Origin of the sequence: Janthinobacterium sp. BJB446 (assembly GCF_002735655.1) — a bacterium.
Taxonomy (GTDB): domain Bacteria; phylum Pseudomonadota; class Gammaproteobacteria; order Burkholderiales; family Burkholderiaceae_D; genus Janthinobacterium; species Janthinobacterium lividum.
The window spans coordinates 2,950,794-2,969,026 of record NZ_PDZK01000001.1 but is presented as its reverse complement, the minus strand read 5'-3'; the positions used below and the strand labels follow the sequence as shown (position 1 = coordinate 2,969,026).

At 60.6% G+C, this 18,233-nt stretch carries 16 protein-coding genes; 11 read left to right on the top strand and 5 right to left on the bottom strand.

Annotation, left to right across the window (positions count from 1 at the left end; genetic code table 11):
- Positions 1-194: 194 nt before the first annotated feature.
- The 4 genes from acnA to CSQ92_RS13180 all read right to left on the bottom strand — a co-directional run bounded on the left by acnA (position 195) and on the right by CSQ92_RS13180 (position 5,677).
- Positions 195-2,915 carry an aconitate hydratase AcnA gene (gene acnA / locus CSQ92_RS13195; RefSeq protein ID WP_070254090.1) on the bottom strand — a complete coding sequence of 907 codons (2,721 nt, stop codon included), beginning with the start codon at positions 2,913-2,915 and terminating at the stop codon, positions 195-197.
- An 88-nt stretch (positions 2,916-3,003) separates the two neighbouring features.
- Positions 3,004-3,564, bottom strand: a complete 561-nt coding sequence (locus CSQ92_RS13190) for a hypothetical protein (RefSeq protein ID WP_034789113.1) — start codon at positions 3,562-3,564, stop codon at positions 3,004-3,006.
- A 13-nt stretch (positions 3,565-3,577) separates the two neighbouring features.
- Positions 3,578-4,576 (bottom strand): HpcH/HpaI aldolase/citrate lyase family protein, encoded by a 999-nt coding sequence (locus CSQ92_RS13185; RefSeq protein ID WP_034789112.1) that lies wholly within the window; start codon positions 4,574-4,576, stop codon positions 3,578-3,580.
- 111 nt (positions 4,577-4,687) lie between these two features.
- Positions 4,688-5,677, bottom strand: a complete 990-nt coding sequence (locus tag CSQ92_RS13180) for a malate dehydrogenase (protein ID WP_034789110.1) — start codon at positions 5,675-5,677, stop codon at positions 4,688-4,690.
- A gap of 305 nt (positions 5,678-5,982) precedes the next feature.
- On the opposite strand from CSQ92_RS13180, the gene CSQ92_RS13175 reads away from it, so the two are divergent.
- The 9 genes from CSQ92_RS13175 to CSQ92_RS13135 all read left to right on the top strand — a co-directional run bounded on the left by CSQ92_RS13175 (position 5,983) and on the right by CSQ92_RS13135 (position 13,532).
- Entirely contained in the window at positions 5,983-6,879 is an 897-nt protein-coding gene (locus tag CSQ92_RS13175; protein ID WP_099394311.1) for a GntR family transcriptional regulator, read from the top strand.
- 306 nt (positions 6,880-7,185) lie between these two features.
- Positions 7,186-7,608: a succinate dehydrogenase, cytochrome b556 subunit gene (sdhC, locus tag CSQ92_RS13170; protein WP_034789105.1), complete on the top strand. Its 423-nt coding sequence runs from the start codon at positions 7,186-7,188 to the stop codon at positions 7,606-7,608.
- Positions 7,608-7,973, top strand: a complete 366-nt coding sequence (sdhD, locus tag CSQ92_RS13165) for a succinate dehydrogenase, hydrophobic membrane anchor protein (protein WP_034789102.1) — start codon at positions 7,608-7,610, stop codon at positions 7,971-7,973. The genes sdhC and sdhD overlap by 1 nt, the downstream gene beginning before the upstream one ends.
- A gap of 2 nt (positions 7,974-7,975) precedes the next feature.
- On the top strand, positions 7,976-9,757 hold the full coding sequence (gene sdhA, locus CSQ92_RS13160) for a succinate dehydrogenase flavoprotein subunit (RefSeq protein ID WP_034789101.1): 1,782 nt from the start codon (positions 7,976-7,978) through the stop codon (positions 9,755-9,757).
- A 10-nt stretch (positions 9,758-9,767) separates the two neighbouring features.
- The gene (locus CSQ92_RS13155; RefSeq protein WP_034789099.1) at positions 9,768-10,478 is read left to right on the top strand and encodes a succinate dehydrogenase iron-sulfur subunit; all 711 of its coding nucleotides are present in this window, start codon (positions 9,768-9,770) and stop codon (positions 10,476-10,478) included.
- A 116-nt stretch (positions 10,479-10,594) separates the two neighbouring features.
- Positions 10,595-10,876, top strand: a complete 282-nt coding sequence (locus CSQ92_RS13150; RefSeq protein ID WP_034752073.1) for an FAD assembly factor SdhE — start codon at positions 10,595-10,597, stop codon at positions 10,874-10,876.
- 122 nt (positions 10,877-10,998) lie between these two features.
- Positions 10,999-12,300 (top strand): citrate synthase, encoded by a 1,302-nt coding sequence (gene gltA / locus CSQ92_RS13145; protein ID WP_034789096.1) that lies wholly within the window; start codon positions 10,999-11,001, stop codon positions 12,298-12,300.
- A gap of 124 nt (positions 12,301-12,424) precedes the next feature.
- Positions 12,425-12,766, top strand: coding sequence for a winged helix-turn-helix transcriptional regulator (locus CSQ92_RS13140; RefSeq protein WP_099394310.1), 342 nt, complete (start codon positions 12,425-12,427; stop codon positions 12,764-12,766).
- Positions 12,767-12,989: 223 nt separating this feature from the next.
- Positions 12,990-13,532, top strand: a complete 543-nt coding sequence (locus CSQ92_RS13135) for an NAD(P)H-dependent oxidoreductase (RefSeq protein ID WP_099394703.1) — start codon at positions 12,990-12,992, stop codon at positions 13,530-13,532.
- A 17-nt stretch (positions 13,533-13,549) separates the two neighbouring features.
- Here CSQ92_RS13135 and CSQ92_RS13130 read toward each other — a convergent pair whose 3' ends face one another.
- Entirely contained in the window at positions 13,550-14,005 is a 456-nt protein-coding gene (locus CSQ92_RS13130) for a hypothetical protein (RefSeq protein ID WP_052140697.1), read from the bottom strand.
- A gap of 116 nt (positions 14,006-14,121) precedes the next feature.
- Between CSQ92_RS13130 and CSQ92_RS13125 the strand changes: the two genes are divergently transcribed.
- Positions 14,122-15,096: a LysR family transcriptional regulator gene (locus CSQ92_RS13125; protein WP_034789090.1), complete on the top strand. Its 975-nt coding sequence runs from the start codon at positions 14,122-14,124 to the stop codon at positions 15,094-15,096.
- Positions 15,097-15,353: 257 nt separating this feature from the next.
- The gene (locus CSQ92_RS13120; RefSeq protein ID WP_034789088.1) at positions 15,354-18,206 is read left to right on the top strand and encodes a 2-oxoglutarate dehydrogenase E1 component; all 2,853 of its coding nucleotides are present in this window, start codon (positions 15,354-15,356) and stop codon (positions 18,204-18,206) included.
- Positions 18,207-18,233 lie beyond the last annotated feature (27 nt).

The following is an 18,233-nucleotide window of genomic DNA, read 5'->3' as shown; positions in this document are numbered from 1 at the left end:
AAAGTGAAAAAAATGGATCAGTCAAACAATGATAAACCCTTATAACCGTATTGTAGAGGATTCAGCCGCACGCAATACGTAAGCTATCCTCAGATCATGCCAATAGTCGGAATTTCAAGTCGGAACGGGGCGCAGGGACGAAAAAAAGCGCCGGTCGGAACCGGCGCTTTTATCTTACCTCACAGCTGGGCTGATTACTCGGCCAGCAGTTGACGCAACACGAATGGCAGGATACCGCCATGCTTGTAGTAATCGACTTCGATCGGCGTATCGATGCGCAGCAGCACTTTCACGTCGACGCTGGTGCCGTCGGCGCGGTGGATCACCAGGGTGGCCAGTTGCTGTGGCTTGATTTCGCCTTCGAGGCCTTTCAGGTCGAAGGTTTCATTGCCGGTGATGCCCAGGGTTTGCACGCTGTCGTCGCCGATGAATTGCAGCGGCAACACGCCCATGCCCACCAGGTTCGAGCGGTGAATACGCTCGAACGAACGGGTGATCACGGCTTTCACGCCCAGCAGTTGCGTACCTTTTGCCGCCCAGTCGCGCGACGAGCCCGTACCGTACTCTTCGCCGCCGAAGACCATGGTTGGCGTGCCTTCAGCAACATATTTCATCGCTGCGTCGTAGATCGACATCTGTTCGCCGGAAGGCTGGTGAATCGTGATGCCGCCTTCGACCGCCGAACCGTCCGCCTTGGCAGGGATCATGCGGTTTTTGATACGCACGTTGGCGAACGTGCCGCGCATCATGATTTCATGGTTGCCGCGACGCGAGCCGTAGGAGTTGAAGTCCGCTTTCAGGACGCCGTTTTCCTTCAGCCACTTGCCTGCAGGACCGTTTTCCTGGATCGAGCCGGCTGGCGAGATGTGGTCGGTGGTGATGGAATCGCCGAACACGCCCAGTGCGCGCGCGCCTTCGATGCCGGTGGCCACTGCCGCTGGCGTCATCGAGAAGTTGTCGAAGAACGGTGGTTCCGCGATGTAGGTCGATTTCGGCCAGTTGTAGACTTGACCGGACACGGTCGTGACTTTTTCCCACAGCTTGCCTGGTGCGCCCTTGACGTCGGCGTAGTTGTCCTTGAACACCTTGGCGTTCATGGCGAATTTCATCATGGCCGAGACTTCAGCCGAGGTCGGCCAGATGTCGCCCAGGTAGATATCCTTGCCGCCCTTGCCCTTGCCGACAGGTTCCGTCATCAGGTCGCGCGTCATGTTGCCGGCGATGGCGTAAGCGACGACCAGCGGTGGCGAAGCCAGGAAGTTCGAGCGGATGTTCGGGTGAATACGCGCTTCGAAGTTGCGGTTGCCCGACAGTACGGCCGACGCGACGATGTCGTGCGTGGCAATGGCGGCGTTCAGCTCAGGCGTCAGGTCGCCCGCATTGCCGATACAGGTGGTGCAGCCGTAGGCGGTCACGCCGAAGCCCAGTTTTTCCAGGTATGGCAGCAGGCCGGCAGCCGTCAGGTACTCGGTCACGACGCGCGAGCCGGGGGCCAGCGAGGTCTTGATGTGCGGAGCGACTTTCAGGCCGGCTTCCACGGCTTTCTTGGCCAGCAGGCCGGCAGCCAGCATCACGCTCGGGTTCGAGGTGTTGGTGCACGAGGTGATCGCGGCGATCAGCACGTCGCCGTTCGACACTTTCACGCCGTTCGTCGTTTCGTACACGGCAGCCAGGTCGGCCGGGTTCTTGTTGAAGCCGTTTTCCGTGGTTGGCTTGGCGAACAGCTCGGCGAAGTTCGCTTTCACGTTGCCGATTTCGATACGGTCTTGCGGGCGCTTCGGGCCGGCCAGCGACGGAGCGACCGTGGCCAGGTTCAGTTCCACCACGCGGGTGTAGTCGATCTCGCCGGCTTTTGGCACGCCGAACAGGTTTTGCGCCTTGAAGTAGCCTTCGAACGCGGCGATTTCAGCCTTGCTGCGGCCGGTGCCCTTGAAGTAATCGATGGTGGCTTCGTCGACCGGGAAGAAGCCCATGGTCGCGCCGTATTCCGGTGCCATGTTGGCGATCGTCGCGCGGTCGGTCAGGGTCAGCGATTCGGTGCCTTCGCCGAAGAATTCGACGAACTTGCCGACGACTTTTTCTTTGCGCAGCAATTCGGTGATGGTCAGTACCAGGTCGGTGGCGGTGCAGCCTTCGCGCAGCGCGCCCGACAGGTTCACGCCGATGACGTCAGGCGTCAGGAAGTAGACCGGTTGGCCCAGCATGCCGGCTTCCGCCTCGATGCCGCCCACGCCCCAGCCGACCACGCCGATGCCGTTGATCATGGTGGTGTGCGAGTCGGTGCCGACCAGGGTGTCAGGGTAGTACACGTCGCCGGCTTTCTTGCCTGCGTGGTGCACGCCGCGCGCCAGGTATTCCAGGTTGACCTGGTGGACGATGCCGAAGCCTGGTGGCACGACGCCGAAGGTGTCGAATGCCTGCATGCCCCATTTCATGAACTGGTAACGCTCGTTGTTACGCGAGAATTCCAGTTTCATGTTCAGGTCCAGCGCTTTCTTTTCGCGGTAGTGATCGATGGTCACCGAGTGGTCGACCACCAGGTCGACCGGTACCAGCGGTTCGATCTTCTTGGCGTTGATGCCCATCTTGGCGGCCACGTTGCGCATGGCTGCCAGGTCGGCCAGCAGCGGTACGCCGGTGAAGTCTTGCAGCACGACGCGCGCCACTACGAACGGGATCTCGTCGGTGCGCTCGGCGGTCGGGCCCCAGCTCGCCAATTGCTTGACGTGTTCTTCGGTGACTTTTTTGCCGTCGCAGTTGCGCAATACCGATTCAAGCACGATGCGAATCGACACTGGCAGGCGGGAGACATTGATGCCCAGGCTTTTTTCCAGTGCAGGCAGGGAGTACAGCTTGCCCTTCTTGCTATCCGAAATATTAAAGTCCTTGAGCGTGTTCAGAGTGTTGCGGGACATGACCTCTCCTTGTTGGGTATCGTCTATTTATTGATTATTCAAATTACAAAACATGACTGAGCCCCCGAAGAGGCCCTTGCTACGCACATCAGCCGCCGGTGGCCGGCAGCACGCCCAGCGATGGCGCGGCTTCCACCACTGCCGCCGGCTTGGCTTGCTCCGCATCCTTGCATTCATTGGCCAGCTGGCGGCCCTGCTTGGAATCGAGCAGCATGCCTTTGGCCGGGATGCCGATCCAGACGAGACCGTATAAACGGTTCTCGAAGCGGTTGGCGCCGGTGGTGGTGCCAACGCGGCTCAGGCGGTGCAGGCGCTTCTTCCAGCGCAGGGCGATGTGTTTGTCGTCAGTAGCATTGGTGTAGATGGTAATTTTATTACCAAGTTCACAATTGAAATCGGTGGAGGCCGAACCCGCGGTGTCCGGCTCGTCGGACTCTTCCTTGTCGACCATGGACATGGCCAGCGGATGCGCTTCCTTGGCGGCAGCCTTTGCCTTGGTGGCCTTGGCTTTCGGCTTGGCCTTGGCTTTGACCGCCTTGGCGTTTGCCGCTTCCTTGGTATCCGTGGCGGCGAAGCTGGCTGGCGCCAGCGTGAGGGTCATGGCGCCCAGCGCGACGCTGCAGGCAATTGCTAATTTGGAGAGGGACATCGTGTAATTCCTGTCAGTTTTCAGTGGTGCTGGAAGAGGGGGCGTTGAGTAATGCAGCGGCCGCCTCGGGCAGGCCGAGGCCTGCCAGTTTGGCGCGTTGCAAAACGGTCCAATAATATCGGTAGCTGGCGCGGTCGTGCAAGCGGCCATTTTGCGCAATCGGTCCCCAGTTGGCGCGCAGCGCTTCATTCAGGATGTTGCTGGCCTCGTTGACTTCGGACAGGCGCGGCGTGAAGGCCTTGATGATGGGCTTGATCTGGTCCGGGTGGATGCTCCACATGCGTGTGTAGCCGAACTCGGCTGTTGCGCGCTGGGCATCGTTGGCCACCACGGCCGAATCGCGCACGTCCGTCGTCACGTTGTGCGACGGCACCTTGCCGTGCGCATGGCAGGCGGCCGCCACTTCCAGCTTGGCGCGCACCACCAGCGGGTGCGTGAACTGGCCCGGCGTGCGCATGGCGGCGGCGGGAATGGCGCCGTAATGGGCCGAAACGAAATCCATGATGCCGAAGGACAGGCATTCGACCTGGGGCAGGGCGGCGATCGCATAGGCGTCGCGCAGCGCGCCATGCGTCTCGATCAGGATGTGCACGGGCAGGTTGTCGCGGCCGGCGCGGCGCGCGTGCAGGTTGATCAGGTCGATGGCCAGCATGGCATCCTGCACGCCGCCCACCTTGGGCACGGCGATGTAGGCCAGACGGGAGGCGGCGGTGCAGATGATTTCCACGTCGCGCGCGAAAAACGGGCTGTCGACGTCGTGCACGCGCACGCCGATGCGGTTGAACTGGTTCTCGTCGCTGGCCAGCAGGCCCGCGATCATCAGAGCGTGGGATTCTTCATTGCCGGCGCTGGCGCCGTCTTCGCAGTCGAACGTGATGTCGAACAGGGGGCCAAGCTCTTGTTGCAAAGCAATCGATTTACGCATCAGCTTTTCAGAGCCGGCGTAGTGGTCGCAAGCGGCGAGCAACAGCGGCTGGCGTTTGCCTTGGAATAAAACCTCGGAAGGGTGCATGCTTAAGGCATTTCTGCAGGTAAAAACTACTTGATAAAACAGCCGCGCCGCGAATCTCGCAGGGCGGCCTTCTTTGGCGGGCGGCGCATTGCCGCGCCGCCAAAACTGGACTTAGGCCAGCAGGTGTTTCACGCCTTCGCGCTCTTCGGTCAGTTCTTTCAGGGTCAGGTTGATGCGCTCTTGCGAGAATGCATCGATTTCCAGACCTTGAACGATGGTGTACTCACCGTTGTCGGTGGTGACCGGGAAGCCGAACACGGTGCCTTCAGGGATGCCATACGAGCCATCCGAAGGAACGCCCATGGTGGTCCACTTGCCGGCGGTGCCCAGCATCCAGTCATGGATGTGGTCGATGGCGGCGTTCGCTGCCGACGCTGCCGACGACAGGCCGCGCGCTTCGATGATGGCGGCGCCGCGCTTGCCGACGGTTGGCAGGAAGGTGTTGGCGTTCCATTCCTGGTCGTTGATCAGGTCTTTCACAGCCTTGCCGTTCACGGTGGCGAAGCGGTAGTCGGCGTACATCGTTGGCGAGTGGTTGCCCCACACGGTCAGCTTCTCGATGTCTTTCACGGCGGTGCCGGTCTTGGCAGCGACTTGCGACAGCGCGCGGTTGTGGTCCAGGCGCAGCATGGCGGTGAAGTTTTTCGCTGGCAGCGATGGCGCCGATTTCATGGCGATGTAGGCGTTGGTGTTGGCGGGGTTGCCGACCACCAGCACTTTGACATTGCGCGAAGCGACGGCGTCGAGCGCCTTGCCTTGCACCGTGAAGATCTGGGCGTTCGCTTCCAGCAGGTCCTTGCGTTCCATGCCTGGGCCGCGCGGACGCGCGCCAACCAGTACGGCCACGTCGACATCCTTGAATGCGGTCAGCGGATCGGAGTGGGCGGTCATTTCCGTCAGCAGCGGGAATGCGCAGTCGTCGATTTCCATCATCACGCCCTTGAGCGCCTTCTGGGCTTTTTCGTCCGGGATTTCAAGCAGTTGCAAGATGACAGGCTGGTCTTTGCCGAGCATGTCGCCATTGGCGATGCGGAACAACAGGGCGTAGCCGATCTGGCCGGCGGCGCCGGTCACTGCAACACGCATTGGGGTTTTAGCCATGATGAATCTCCAAAAATGGGAAAGAAAACGGGCTTGAAGCTGGGCTTACGCTTATCCGGAAAAACTATAATGATACCAAAACCGGCCCGCGCCACCGAATTGCTGGTGTACGCTGCCGTCACGCTTGTGCTGCACGAGGCCAGAGTGGCTGGCCGACAACATAAAACGCTGGCTCACAAGTTTTATCGAGGGCAGTTTAGGCCCCTGATCTGCATCTGTCAATCATATCTTATGTCTTATATAAGACAGATAACTACGAGTCTTTTACTGGACGCGGGCAGTGATTTGTGTTGAAATGTCGGACTATGAATTCCGCCTCGTCCAATCTGACCAACAATGCCACTGCTGCAAGCGGGGCGGTCAGTCCGACCGCGGGCACCCCGGCCACGCCCGTTGCCGCAACGGCCGGCACTGCCGCCACCCCTGTTGCCAGCGTGAATACCACTGCTGCCGTGGCCGCGCCTGCCGCGCCTGCCGCGACTGCATCGCCCACCTTCAGTCCCCTGTACCAGCAGATCAAGGCGCTCATCACGCAAAGCCTGCAATCGGGCGAATGGAAGCCGGGCGAGCTCATTCCCAGCGAAGTCGAGCTGGCAGGGCGCTTCAAGGTCAGCCAGGGCACGGTGCGCAAGGCCATCGATGAACTGGCCGCCGAAAACCTCGTCATGCGGCGCCAGGGCAAGGGCACCTTCGTTTCCACCCACCATGAGGCGCGCGCGCATTTCCGCTTCCTGCGCCTGGTGCCGGACGAAGGCGTACCGCATTATCCTGAAAGCAAGTTTATCGAAGTCAAGCGCGTGCGCGCGCCAGCCGACGTGGCGCGCCTGATGGACCTGAAGTCCGGCGACGCCGTCATCTTCATCAAGCGCGTGCAGTATTTCGACGGCGTGCCGACCATCGTTGAAGAGCTGTGGCTGCCCGGCCTGATCTTCAAGGGTCTGACGGCCGAACGCCTGGTGGAATACAAGGGCCCCATGTACGGTCTGTTTGAGACGGAATTTGGCACGCGCATGATACGCGCGTCGGAACAGATCCGCGCCGTGTGCGCCGACGCGGGCGCCGCGCAATTGTTAAATATCGATCTCGGCACGCCCCTGCTCAGTTCCGAGCGCGTGTCGTTTACCTACGGCGACAAGCCGGTCGAACTGCGCCGGGGCCTGTACCTGACCAGTCGCCATCATTATCAGAATGAACTCAGCTGAAGCGGCGGGGCGCCCGTGGGCGTCCAAACAAGCAGCAAGGCTGAAGTGCATCGCTTGCAAGATGCCTGCCGCAAGGCGGGCAACGGAGACAACGGAAAGCGCAGCGACAGCATGGCCCGCCCCGGCGGGCCGTGTTTTGCCGGCGATTCTGTAATTAAATTACGTGAACTACGGAAAGTAGCGCGGTATTTTGTAGTAAAAAACCATTTTGGTTATATGTAACAATAGATATTGGTATCGGTTGCGAAAATCGGCGAAAATCGCGGCTTCAATATTTAGTTGAAATTCAAAGGGGAGGTTTTTGTTATGTCTGAAGCCGTAAGAGAAGTACCAAAAAAAGAACGGCCGCAATTCCGTAACATCCATGTTACCGAATTGTCGAACTACCGCATGGCGATCGGCGCCATCGTCTCGATCCTGCATCGTATCAGCGGCATCATCATTTTCGCCCTGCTGCCGTGCATCCTGTACATGCTGGAACTGAGCCTGCGTTCCGAAATGTCCTACGCCTACTTCCAGGGCATCGCCTCGCACTGGTTCGTCAAGCTGATCACGCTGGGTCTGGTCTGGGCCTTCCTGCATCACTTCTGCGCCGGCATCCGCCACTTGCTCATGGACGTGCACGTCGCCGCCGAGAAAGAGCCCGCGCGCAATACCGCCAAGTTCGTTCTGGTGATCAGCCTGGTACTGACCGCTCTGGTCGCTTTGAAACTGTTTGGAGTATTTTAATGGCAAACAATAACATCGGACCGAAACGCCTCGTCGTCGGCGCCCATTACGGCTTGCGCGACTGGCTGGCGCAACGCGTCACCGCCCTCGTCATGGTGGCCTACGTCGCCATCCTGCTGATCGCCTTCCTGACCGGTAGCAACTTCAGCTATGAAGGCTGGGCAGGATTGTTTGCACAGCAATGGTTCAAATTATTCAGCCTGGTGACGTTTGTCGCCCTGTTCTACCACGCATGGGTCGGCGTACGCAATATCTGGATGGACTACGTGAAAAGCGTTGGCCTCCGCATGACCCTGCAAATTGCCACCATGCTGTGGTTGATCGCTTGTGCCGGCTGGACGGTACAGATACTCTGGAGTGTGTAATCGTGGCAGCATATAAATCTGCAATCCCTACCCGCCGCTTTGATGCGGTAATCGTTGGCGCCGGCGGTTCCGGCATGCGCGCGTCGTTGCAGCTGGCTGAAGCCGGTCTGAACGTCGCTGTCCTGTCGAAAGTTTTCCCGACCCGCTCGCACACCGTTGCGGCGCAGGGCGGTATCGGCGCGTCGCTCGGCAACATGGCCGAAGACAACTGGTTCTGGCATATGTTCGACACCGTCAAGGGTGGCGACTATCTGGGCGACCAGGATGCCATCGAATTCATGTGCCGCGAAGCACCGAAGGTCGTGTACGAGCTGGAACACTTCGGCATGCCATTCGACCGCAACCCTGACGGCACCATCTATCAGCGTCCTTTCGGCGGCCACACGGCCCACTTCGGTGAAAAGCCGGTGCAGCGCGCTTGCGCGGCAGCCGACCGTACCGGTCACGCCCTGTTGCACACCCTGTACCAGCGCAATGTGCGTGCGCGTACGCACTTCTTCGTCGAATGGATGGCACTCGACCTGATCCGTGACGCCGACGGCGACGTGATTGGTGTTGTTGCGCTGGAAATGGAAACCGGCGAATGCATGATCCTGGAAGCAAAAACGACGGTCATGGCAACGGGCGGCGCAGGCCGTATCTTTGCCGCGTCGACGAATGCCTTCATCAACACCGGCGACGGCATGGGCATGGCGGCACGCGCCGGCCTGCCGCTGCAGGACATGGAATTCTGGCAGTTCCACCCGACCGGCGTGGCCGGCGCGGGCGTATTGATCACCGAAGGCGTGCGCGGCGAAGGCGGCATCCTGATCAATAGCGAAGGCGAACGCTTCATGGAGCGCTATGCGCCAACCTTGAAGGATCTGGCGCCGCGCGACTTCGTTTCGCGTTCGATGGACCAGGAAATCAAGGAAGGCCGCGGCTGCGGTCCGAACAAGGACCACGTGATGCTGGACCTGCGCCATATCGGCGCCGACACCATCGCCAAGCGCCTGCCGTCGATCTTGGAAATCGGCCACAAGTTCGCCAACGTCGACGCCACCAAGGAACCGATTCCTGTCGTGCCGACGATTCACTACCAGATGGGCGGCATTCCGACGAACATCCACGGCCAGGTCGTCACCCCGACCGGTCCGGACAATTCGGCCAAGGTTGTCAACGGCCTGTACGCGATCGGCGAATGCGCCTGCGTCTCCGTGCACGGCGCCAACCGCCTGGGCACGAACTCGCTGCTCGACCTGGTGGTCTTCGGCCGCGCGGCCGGTAACCACATCGTCAACAGCGGCCTGAAAGCCAAGGAAAACAAGCCTTTGCCAGCCGACGCTGCCGATTTCGCCATGGGCCGCCTGGCGCGCCTGGAAAACTCGACCGGCACGGAAACCGTGCAGGGCGTGGCGAACGAGATTCGCGCCACCATGCAGAAGTACTGTGGCGTGTTCCGTACCGACGCGATGCTGGACCAGGGTGTGATCGAAATCATGAAGCTTGACGAGCGCCGCAAGCACGTCTCGTTCAAGGATAAATCGATGGTGTTCAACACGGCCCGCGTGGAAGCGCTGGAGCTGGACAACCTGATCGAAACGGCGAAAGCGACCATCGTCTCGGCAGCAGCCCGCAAGGAATCGCGCGGCGCCCACGCTCAGGATGATCACCCGACCCGCGACGACGACAACTGGATGAAGCACACGCTGTGGTACTCGGAAGGCAACCGCCTGGAATACAAGCCAGTCGTGACCAAACCGCTGACGGTCGATACCTTCAAGCCAAAACCACGTACTTTCTAAAGGTCAGAACATGGCACGCACTCTCAAATTCAAAATCTACCGCTACGATCCTGACCAGGATGCCAAGCCTTACATGCAAGACCTGACGGTCGAACTGAAAGACACCGACAAGATGCTGCTCGACGCACTGCAGCGCATCAAGTCGGACGTCGATGACTCGCTGGCCCTGCGCCGCTCGTGCCGCGAAGGCGTGTGCGGTTCGGACGCGATGAACATCAACGGCAAGAACGGCCTGGCATGCACCACCAACCTGAACGAACTGTCGGAGCCTATCGTGCTGCGTCCGTTGCCAGGTTTGCCAGTCATCCGCGACCTGATCGTCGACATGACGCAATTTTTCAAGCAGTACGATTCGATCAAGCCTTTCCTGATCAACGACTCGATCCCGCCTGAAAAGGAACGCCTGCAGTCGCCGGAACAGCGCGAAGAACTCGATGGCCTGTACGAGTGCATCCTGTGCGCATGCTGCTCCACGTCGTGCCCGTCGTTCTGGTGGAATCCGGACAAGTTCGTCGGCCCGGCCGGCCTGCTGCAAGCCTACCGCTTCATCGCCGATTCGCGCGACGAAGCCACCGGTGCGCGTCTGGACAACCTGGAAGACCCGTACCGCCTGTTCCGCTGCCATTCGATCATGAACTGCGTCGACGTCTGCCCGAAAGGGTTGAACCCGAACAAGGCGATTGGCAAGATCAAGGAGTTGATGGTCCGCCGCGCGATCTGATCCCCTGATCGCGTCCGCCGGGCGCCGTTTGCGGGAAGAGGGTATCCTCTCTTGCCTGCAGGCGGCGCCTGCAAAGCAGCACCGTGCCGCAAGGCACACGTAAAGTGGTAAACCAAATGACAGAATCAATTTTGTCCTCGCATCAGGCCGACCCGGCCAACCGCGCCCGCCTGCGCTGGCGTTCACGCCGTGGCCTGCTGGAAAACGACATTATCCTGACCCGTTTTCTCGATGCGTATGAAACCGAATTGACCGATGAAGAAGTTGACGCGCTGACGCGTTTGCTGGATTTATCGGACAATGCGTTAATGGATCTGGTACTGGCCCGTAAAGAGCCGGAAGGCGAAGTCGATCTGCCGCATGTGCGCGCACTGCTGCAACGACTGCGCATTGCCTAGACGCCTGGGCGATATATTGCAAACGGTGCGAGTGGCGCGCTGTAGCACTGCCGAATTGCGGTGCGAATTGCAGCCAGAATTTTTGATTTTAATTTCGACTCACTCCCGAGAAGGAAGAGCCCATGAATATCTCTGACACAAAAGCTACCCTGTCGTTCTCCGATGGCAGCCCATCGCTTGAATTTCCAATCTACAAAGGCACGGTTGGCCCGGACGTCATCGACATCCGCAAACTGTACGCCGGTAGCGGCAAGTTCACCTACGACCCAGGCTTTATGTCGACGGCCGCCTGCAACTCGTCGATCACCTACATCGACGGCGACAAGGGCGAGCTGCTGTACCGCGGTTACCCGATCGAACAGTTGGCCGTCAACGCCGACTTCATGGAATCGTGCTACCTGCTGCTGAACGGCGAACTGCCGAACGCGGCGCAAAAAGCCAAGTTTGTCGACACCGTCACCAAGCACACGATGGTGCACGAACAGATGCAATTCTTCTTCCGTGGCTTCCGCCGCGACGCGCATCCGATGTCGGTCCTGGTGGGCACCGTCGGCGCGCTGGCATCGTTCTACCATGACTCGCTGGACATCAACGACCCGCGTCACCGCGAAGTGTCGGCCATCCGCCTGATCGCCAAGATGCCAACCCTGGTCGCCATGACCTACAAGTACTCGGTCGGCCAGCCGTTCGTGTACCCACGCAACGACCTGTCGTACAGCGCCAACTTCATGCACATGATGTTCGCCAACCCGTGCGAAGAGTACAAGGTCAATGACGTGCTGGTGCGCGCCCTGGACCGCATCCTGATCCTGCACGCGGACCACGAGCAAAACGCATCGACATCGACCGTCCGTCTGGCCGGTTCGTCGGGCGCCAATCCGTTCGCCTGTATCGCTGCCGGTATCGCCTGCCTGTGGGGCCCTGCCCACGGCGGCGCCAACGAAGCGGCACTCAACATGCTGAAGGAAATCGGCACCGTCGAGAACATCCCTGCCTTCATCGAGCAAGTCAAGGACAAGAACTCCGGCGTCAAGCTGATGGGCTTTGGCCACCGCGTGTACAAGAACTTCGATCCACGCGCCAAACTGATGCGTGAAACCTGCTACGAAGTGCTGCAAGAACTGGGTCTGCAAGACGATCCGCTGTTCAAGCTGGCGATGGAACTGGAAAAGATTGCACTGAACGACGAATACTTCGTTTCGCGCAAACTGTACCCGAACGTCGACTTCTACTCGGGCATCGTGCAATCGGCGCTGGGCATCCCTGTGTCGCTGTTCACCGGTATCTTCGCTATGGCCCGTACGATCGGCTGGATCGCCCAGTGGAACGAAATGATCGCCGACCCAGAGCAAAAAATCGGCCGTCCGCGCCAGCTGTTCGTCGGTTCGACCACGCGCGAAGTACCGCCACTGGACAAGCGTTAATCCAGAGCGGTATCAAGCAAACAAAAAACGGGCTTCGGCCCGTTTTTTTATGTGCGTGTTCGATGCAAGCCAGGGCCGCCGGGCTGTTATGCTCGGGCCCTGGTTCAACAGGAAGTACAACGCGATGAATGAAGAAATCTGCGCGCCCAGCGGCGTGGCCCTGGGCGATACGGCATTTGGTTATACCTTGTCGCTGATCGGTGGCAAATACAAGATGCTGATCCTGTATGCGCTGGCGGAAAATACCGTGCTGCGGCATAACGAACTCAAGCGCCATCTCGGTGGCATCGCCTTCAAGACCCTCAGCGTCGTGCTGAAGGAGCTGGAAGCCGATGGGCTGATCGTCCGCAAGGAATATCCGCAAGTGCCGCCGAAGGTGGAATATTCGCTTTCCAGCAAGGGCGCCTCGCTGATCCCCGTGCTGCATACCTTGTGCGCGTGGGGCGAACTGCACCAGCCAGCCTGAGGCGGATACGCATGGCCAAACGTCTTTCCACGGCTTTGTAGCTTACTTTTCTTACTGTATGAGTGGTAAATGTGCGTACTTGTGAAAAGTACTCGGCATGGTTATGCTGTTTTTGCCCCTGCAGGCGCGCGGCCACATGCCGCGTGCCACGGGGCAGGGTACCGGCTTGCCTGCTTTCCTGTGCAGGCGGGCCGGTGCATCCATCCATTTTCAGGAAAGCAGCATGATGAAAACCCTCGTTATCGTCTTCCATCCCGCCATCGACACGTCGGTCGCCAACAAGCGCTGGCTTCAGGAACTGGCGCAGTATCCGGACCGCTACACCATCCACGACGTACAGCAGGCTTATCCGGATGGAAACATCGACGTGGCGCGCGAGCAGGCGCTGGTGGAGGCGCACGCCAATGTGGTCCTGCAATTCCCCATGTACTGGTTCAACTGCCCGCCCTTGCTGAAGCGGTGGCTCGACGAGGTGCTGGCATATGGCTGGGCTTACGGCACGGGCGGCGATGCCTTCCGGGGGAGAAAGGTGGCGCTGGCCGTCACGGCCGGCATCCGCGAGGAGGATTTCACGCCGGAAGGCAAGTGGAACGTCACCCTGGCGCAGCTGCTGGCGCCGTTCGATGTCACCCTCGCGTACATCGGCGCCGACAACCGCCGCTTCTTTGCCTTCTATGGCGCGGAAGACGGGCCGAAGGAAACGGGCTATGCCGAGCGGCTGGCGCGCAGCGCGCAAGAATACGAGCGCTTCCTGGGTGCGTTGTAGGGCAGGCCTGCGTCGTGTCAGTTGAAGGCCGCTTCCAGCTGGCGCAGGGCGACGTGCCGGCCTTCCAGTTGCAGGCTGTCGCCCTCATAGGGCTGGGGCATGACGATGCGGTGCGGCGCATTGTGCTTGAGGATGCCGCCCCAGTGGGCGACTCTGGCGCCGGCCTGGCGGCGGATCGCCTCGACCGTGGCGCCGCTGGCGAGGATGCGCGCTTGCGGAAAGGCTTGCTGCAGCACGCCCAGGCCGAAATAGGCTTGCGGTTCGGCCGCGCTGATATAGATGGTGGTCAGGCGCTTGCCGCTGGCGGCGATGGTGTGCGCTAACTGCGCTGCATCGCCGCGCAGGAACTGGGTGTTGACGAGGATGGCGTCCGCCATGCCGCTCAGCAGCAGCGAAGTGGACGGTGCGCGGCCCAGCACATCCAGGCGGAAGGTCTCCAGCGTGCGGGAGGGGCGGGCGGCGCGTGCAAACATATTATTCTTTCTGCATTGGATGCTCTTGTCGCATATTATCCTTTCGACCAGGCGCGAGAAATAGGGTAGATTGCAATACTTAGTTGCATGGATCGGACGAATCAAGGGAGCACCGCATGGACCGCATCACCGCCGCACAAGTATTCGTCGCTATCGCCGAGCGTGGCAGCATGGTGGCCGCCAGCGAAGCGCTCGACATGTCGCGCGCCATGGTGACGCGCTACCTGGCCGAAATGGAGCAGTGGGCGGGCGCGCGGCTGTTGCATCGCACCACGCGCCGGCTGAGCCTGACGGATGCGGGCGATGCCACCCTGGCGCGCTGCCGGCAGATGCTGGAAGTGGCTGGCGCCATGGCCGTCACTTCGCCCGAGGGCCTCGATACGCCGCACGGCTTGTTGCGCATCACCTGTTCGCAATCCCTGGCGCAGACGGCGCTGGCTGGCGCAGTAACCGCTTACCTGCGGCGCTACCCGCGCGCCGCCGTCGACCTGCAGATGGAGAACCGCGCCGTCAACCTGGTGGAGCAGCGCATCGACCTGGCGATCCGCATCACCAACGCGCTCGAGCCTAACCTGATCGCGCGCCAGCTGGCCAGCTGCGCCTCGGTGGTGTGCGCCGCACCATCGTACCTGGCGGCGCACGGCACGCCGCGCCGGGCGCAAGACCTGGCCCTGCACAACTGCCTGACGTACACGTATTTCGGCAAGAGCCTGTGGCAGTTTACGCATGACGGGGAAGCGCTCACTGTCCCCGTCAGCGGCCGCCTGTCGGCGAATGAATCGCTGGTCCTGCTGGTGGCCACGGTGGCGGGGGCGGGCATCGCCATGCAGCCGCGCTTTTCGGCCACGCCGCTGATCGCCAGCGGGCAGCTGGTGGAGCTCTTGCCCGCGTACCAGCCGCAGGACATGGGCATCTACGGCGTCTACACCTCGCGCCAGCACATGTCGCCCCTGCTGCGCACCATGCTCGACTTCCTGGTGGAGTGGTTTGCCGGCGATCCCGATTGGCTGGCGGCCATCGCGGCGGCGCCGTTGCCGGGCAGACCAGTTGGGCGCAAGCGGCACGCCGGCAGGGCCGCCGATGTGTTGTAAGCATAACAGTGACAGGCTTGCAAGCCCGGGAAAATCAACAACACAGCTTACATTTGCTTGCCAAATAAAATTCAACTAGGCGTTGTTGCGTTACAATACCGCGTGCTATTCTAAATGACGGTATGCAGAATGCTGGTGCAATAAAAAAGCCCTTCCCCACAACTTGATGTGCAATCCGCTAACCGGTCAGGCCGTGTCGCGGAAGGTTAGATTAACCCGCTAATTCCTCGCGAAGCGCGAAGAAAGGTGAGCAATATATGCAGCAATTAACGACCAACTCCTACCTGTTCGGTGGGAATGCTCCGTACGTGGAAGACCTGTACGAGGCGTATCTGAACAATCCAGGCTCGGTACCCGATAACTGGCGTTCCTACTTCGACGCAATGCAGCACGTGCCTGCCGTCGATGGCACCAACAAGCCTGACGTGGCGCATGCCTCCGTCGTCGCCTCGTTCGCCGAGCGCGCAAAAGCAGGTCCTATCCGCACAGTGACCGCTTCCTTCGATGCTGAAATGGGCCGAAAGCGCGTCGCCGCCACGCAGCTGATCGCCGCTTACCGCTACCTCGGTTCGCACTGGGCCAACCTGGATCCGCTGCAACGCCAGGAACGTCCGATGATCCCGGAACTGGAGCCGAGCTTCTACGGCTTCACCGACGCGGACATGGACACCGTGTTCAACATCAGCAATACCTATTTTGGCCCCGAGACCGCCACCCTGCGCGATCTGCTGAACTATCTGCGCGATACCTACACGCGTTCGATCGGCGCCGAATTCATGTACATCTCCGACCCGGCCGAAAAGCGCTGGCTGCAAGAGAAACTGGAAGCGATCCGCTCCACCCCGAATTTCACCCCAGAGAAAAAAATCCACATCCTCGACCGCCTGACCGCGGCTGAAGGCCTGGAACGCTATCTGCACACCCGTTACGTGGGCCAGAAGCGCTTCTCCCTGGAAGGCGGCGAAACCTTCATCGCCTCGATGGATGAAACCATCCAGCGCGCCGGCGAAAAAGGCGTGCAGGAAATCGTTATCGGCATGGCCCACCGCGGCCGCCTGAACGTGCTGGTGAACACCCTGGGCAAGGCGCCGCAGGAACTGTTCGAAGAATTCGAAGGCAAGCATGGCGACGACCTGCCTGCCGGCGACGTGAAGTACCATCAAGGCTTCTCGTCGGACATCTCCACCGCGGGCGGCCCGGTCCATCTGTCGCTGGCGTTCAATCCGTCGCACCTGGAAATCGTCAACCCTGTGGTCGAAGGTTCCGTCAAGGCCCGCATGGATCGCCGCGGCGACGCGCAGGGCGCGCAAGTGCTGCCTATCCTGGTGCACGGCGATGCCGCTTTCGCCGGCCAGGGCGTGGTCATGGAAACGCTGAATCTGGCGCAAACCCGTGGCTACCACACGGGCGGCACGGTGCATATCGTGATCAACAACCAGATCGGTTTCACCACCTCGGATCCGCGCGATGCCCGCTCGACCCTGTACTGCTCGGACGTCGTCAAGATGATCGAAGCACCGGTCCTGCACATCAACGCCGATGATCCGGAAGCCGTGGTGCTGGCGACGCAGATCGCGCTCGACTACCGCATGGAATTCAAGAAGGACATCGTCCTCGACATCATCTGCTACCGCAAGCTTGGCCACAACGAGCAGGATACTCCGGCACTGACGCAGCCACTGATGTACAAGAAGATCGGCCAGCATCCAGGCACCCGCAAGCTGTACGCGGACAAGCTGGTAGCGCAAGGCGTGATCCCTGCCGATGGCGGCGACAAGATGGTGGCCGCATTCCGCGACGCCATGGACGCCGGCAAGCATACCGTCGATCCGGTCATCTCGAACTTCAAGAACAAGTACGCCGTCGACTGGCTGCCGTTCCTGAACAAGAAATGGACCGATTCGGCCGATACCGCCGTGCCGATGACGGAACTGAAACGCCTGGCCACCCGCATCACCACCGTGCCGGAAGACTTCAAGGTCCACTCGCTGGTGGAAAAAGTACTGGGCGACCGTGGCACCATGGGCCGTGGCGAAATGAACCTGGACTGGGGCATGGGCGAACACCTGGCCTACGCATCGCTGGTATCGTCCGGCTACGCCATCCGCCTGACAGGCCAGGATGCCGGCCGCGGCACCTTCGTGCACCGCCACGCCGTCTTGCATGACCAGAACCGCGAGCGTTGGGATGCAGGTACCTACATTCCGCTGCAAAACGTGTCGGACAACCAGGCGCCGTTCACCGTCATCGACTCGGTGCTGTCCGAAGAAGCCGTACTGGCCTTCGAATACGGCTACTCGACCGCTGAACCGAACACGCTGACGATCTGGGAAGCCCAGTTCGGCGACTTCGCCAACGGCGCGCAAGTGGTGATCGACCAATTCATCAGCTCCGGCGAAGTGAAGTGGGGCCGCGCTTCGGGCCTGGTCATGATGCTGCCGCACGGTTACGAAGGCCAGGGTCCTGAGCACTCGTCCGCGCGTCCGGAACGTTTCCTGCAGCTGTGCGCAGACAACAACATGCAAGTGGTGCAGCCGACGACGGCTTCGCAGATCTTCCATTTGCTGCGCCGCCAGATGGTGCGCCAGTTCCGCAAGCCGCTGGTCATCCTGACGCCGAAGTCGCTGTTGCGCAACAAGGATGCCGGTTCGCCGCTGACCGACCTGGCCAAGGGTGGTTTCCAGACCGTCATCGGCGAAGTCGACGACAAAATCGACGCCAAGAAAGTCAAGCGCGTGGTCGCCTGCTCGGGCAAGGTCTACTACGACCTGGTCAACGCACGCAAGACACGCGGCCAGACCGACACGGCCATCGTGCGCCTGGAACAGCTGTATCCGTTCCCGCACAAGTCGTTCGCTGCCGAACTGAAGAAGTTCCCGAACCTGGTCGAAGTCGTCTGGGCGCAGGACGAGCCGCAAAACCAGGGCGCCTGGTTCCAGATCCAGCACAACATCTTCGAAGGCCTGGAATCGGGTCAGCGTCTGGCCTACGCCGGCCGTCCTGCTTCGGCGTCGCCTGCTGTCGGTTACTATGACAAGCACTACGCCCAGCAAAAAGATCTGCTGGAAACGGCATTCTCGAAGCTGAAGGGTTTTATCCTGACCAAGTAAGTGGCAGGATAGCGGGTGCCATGCGCA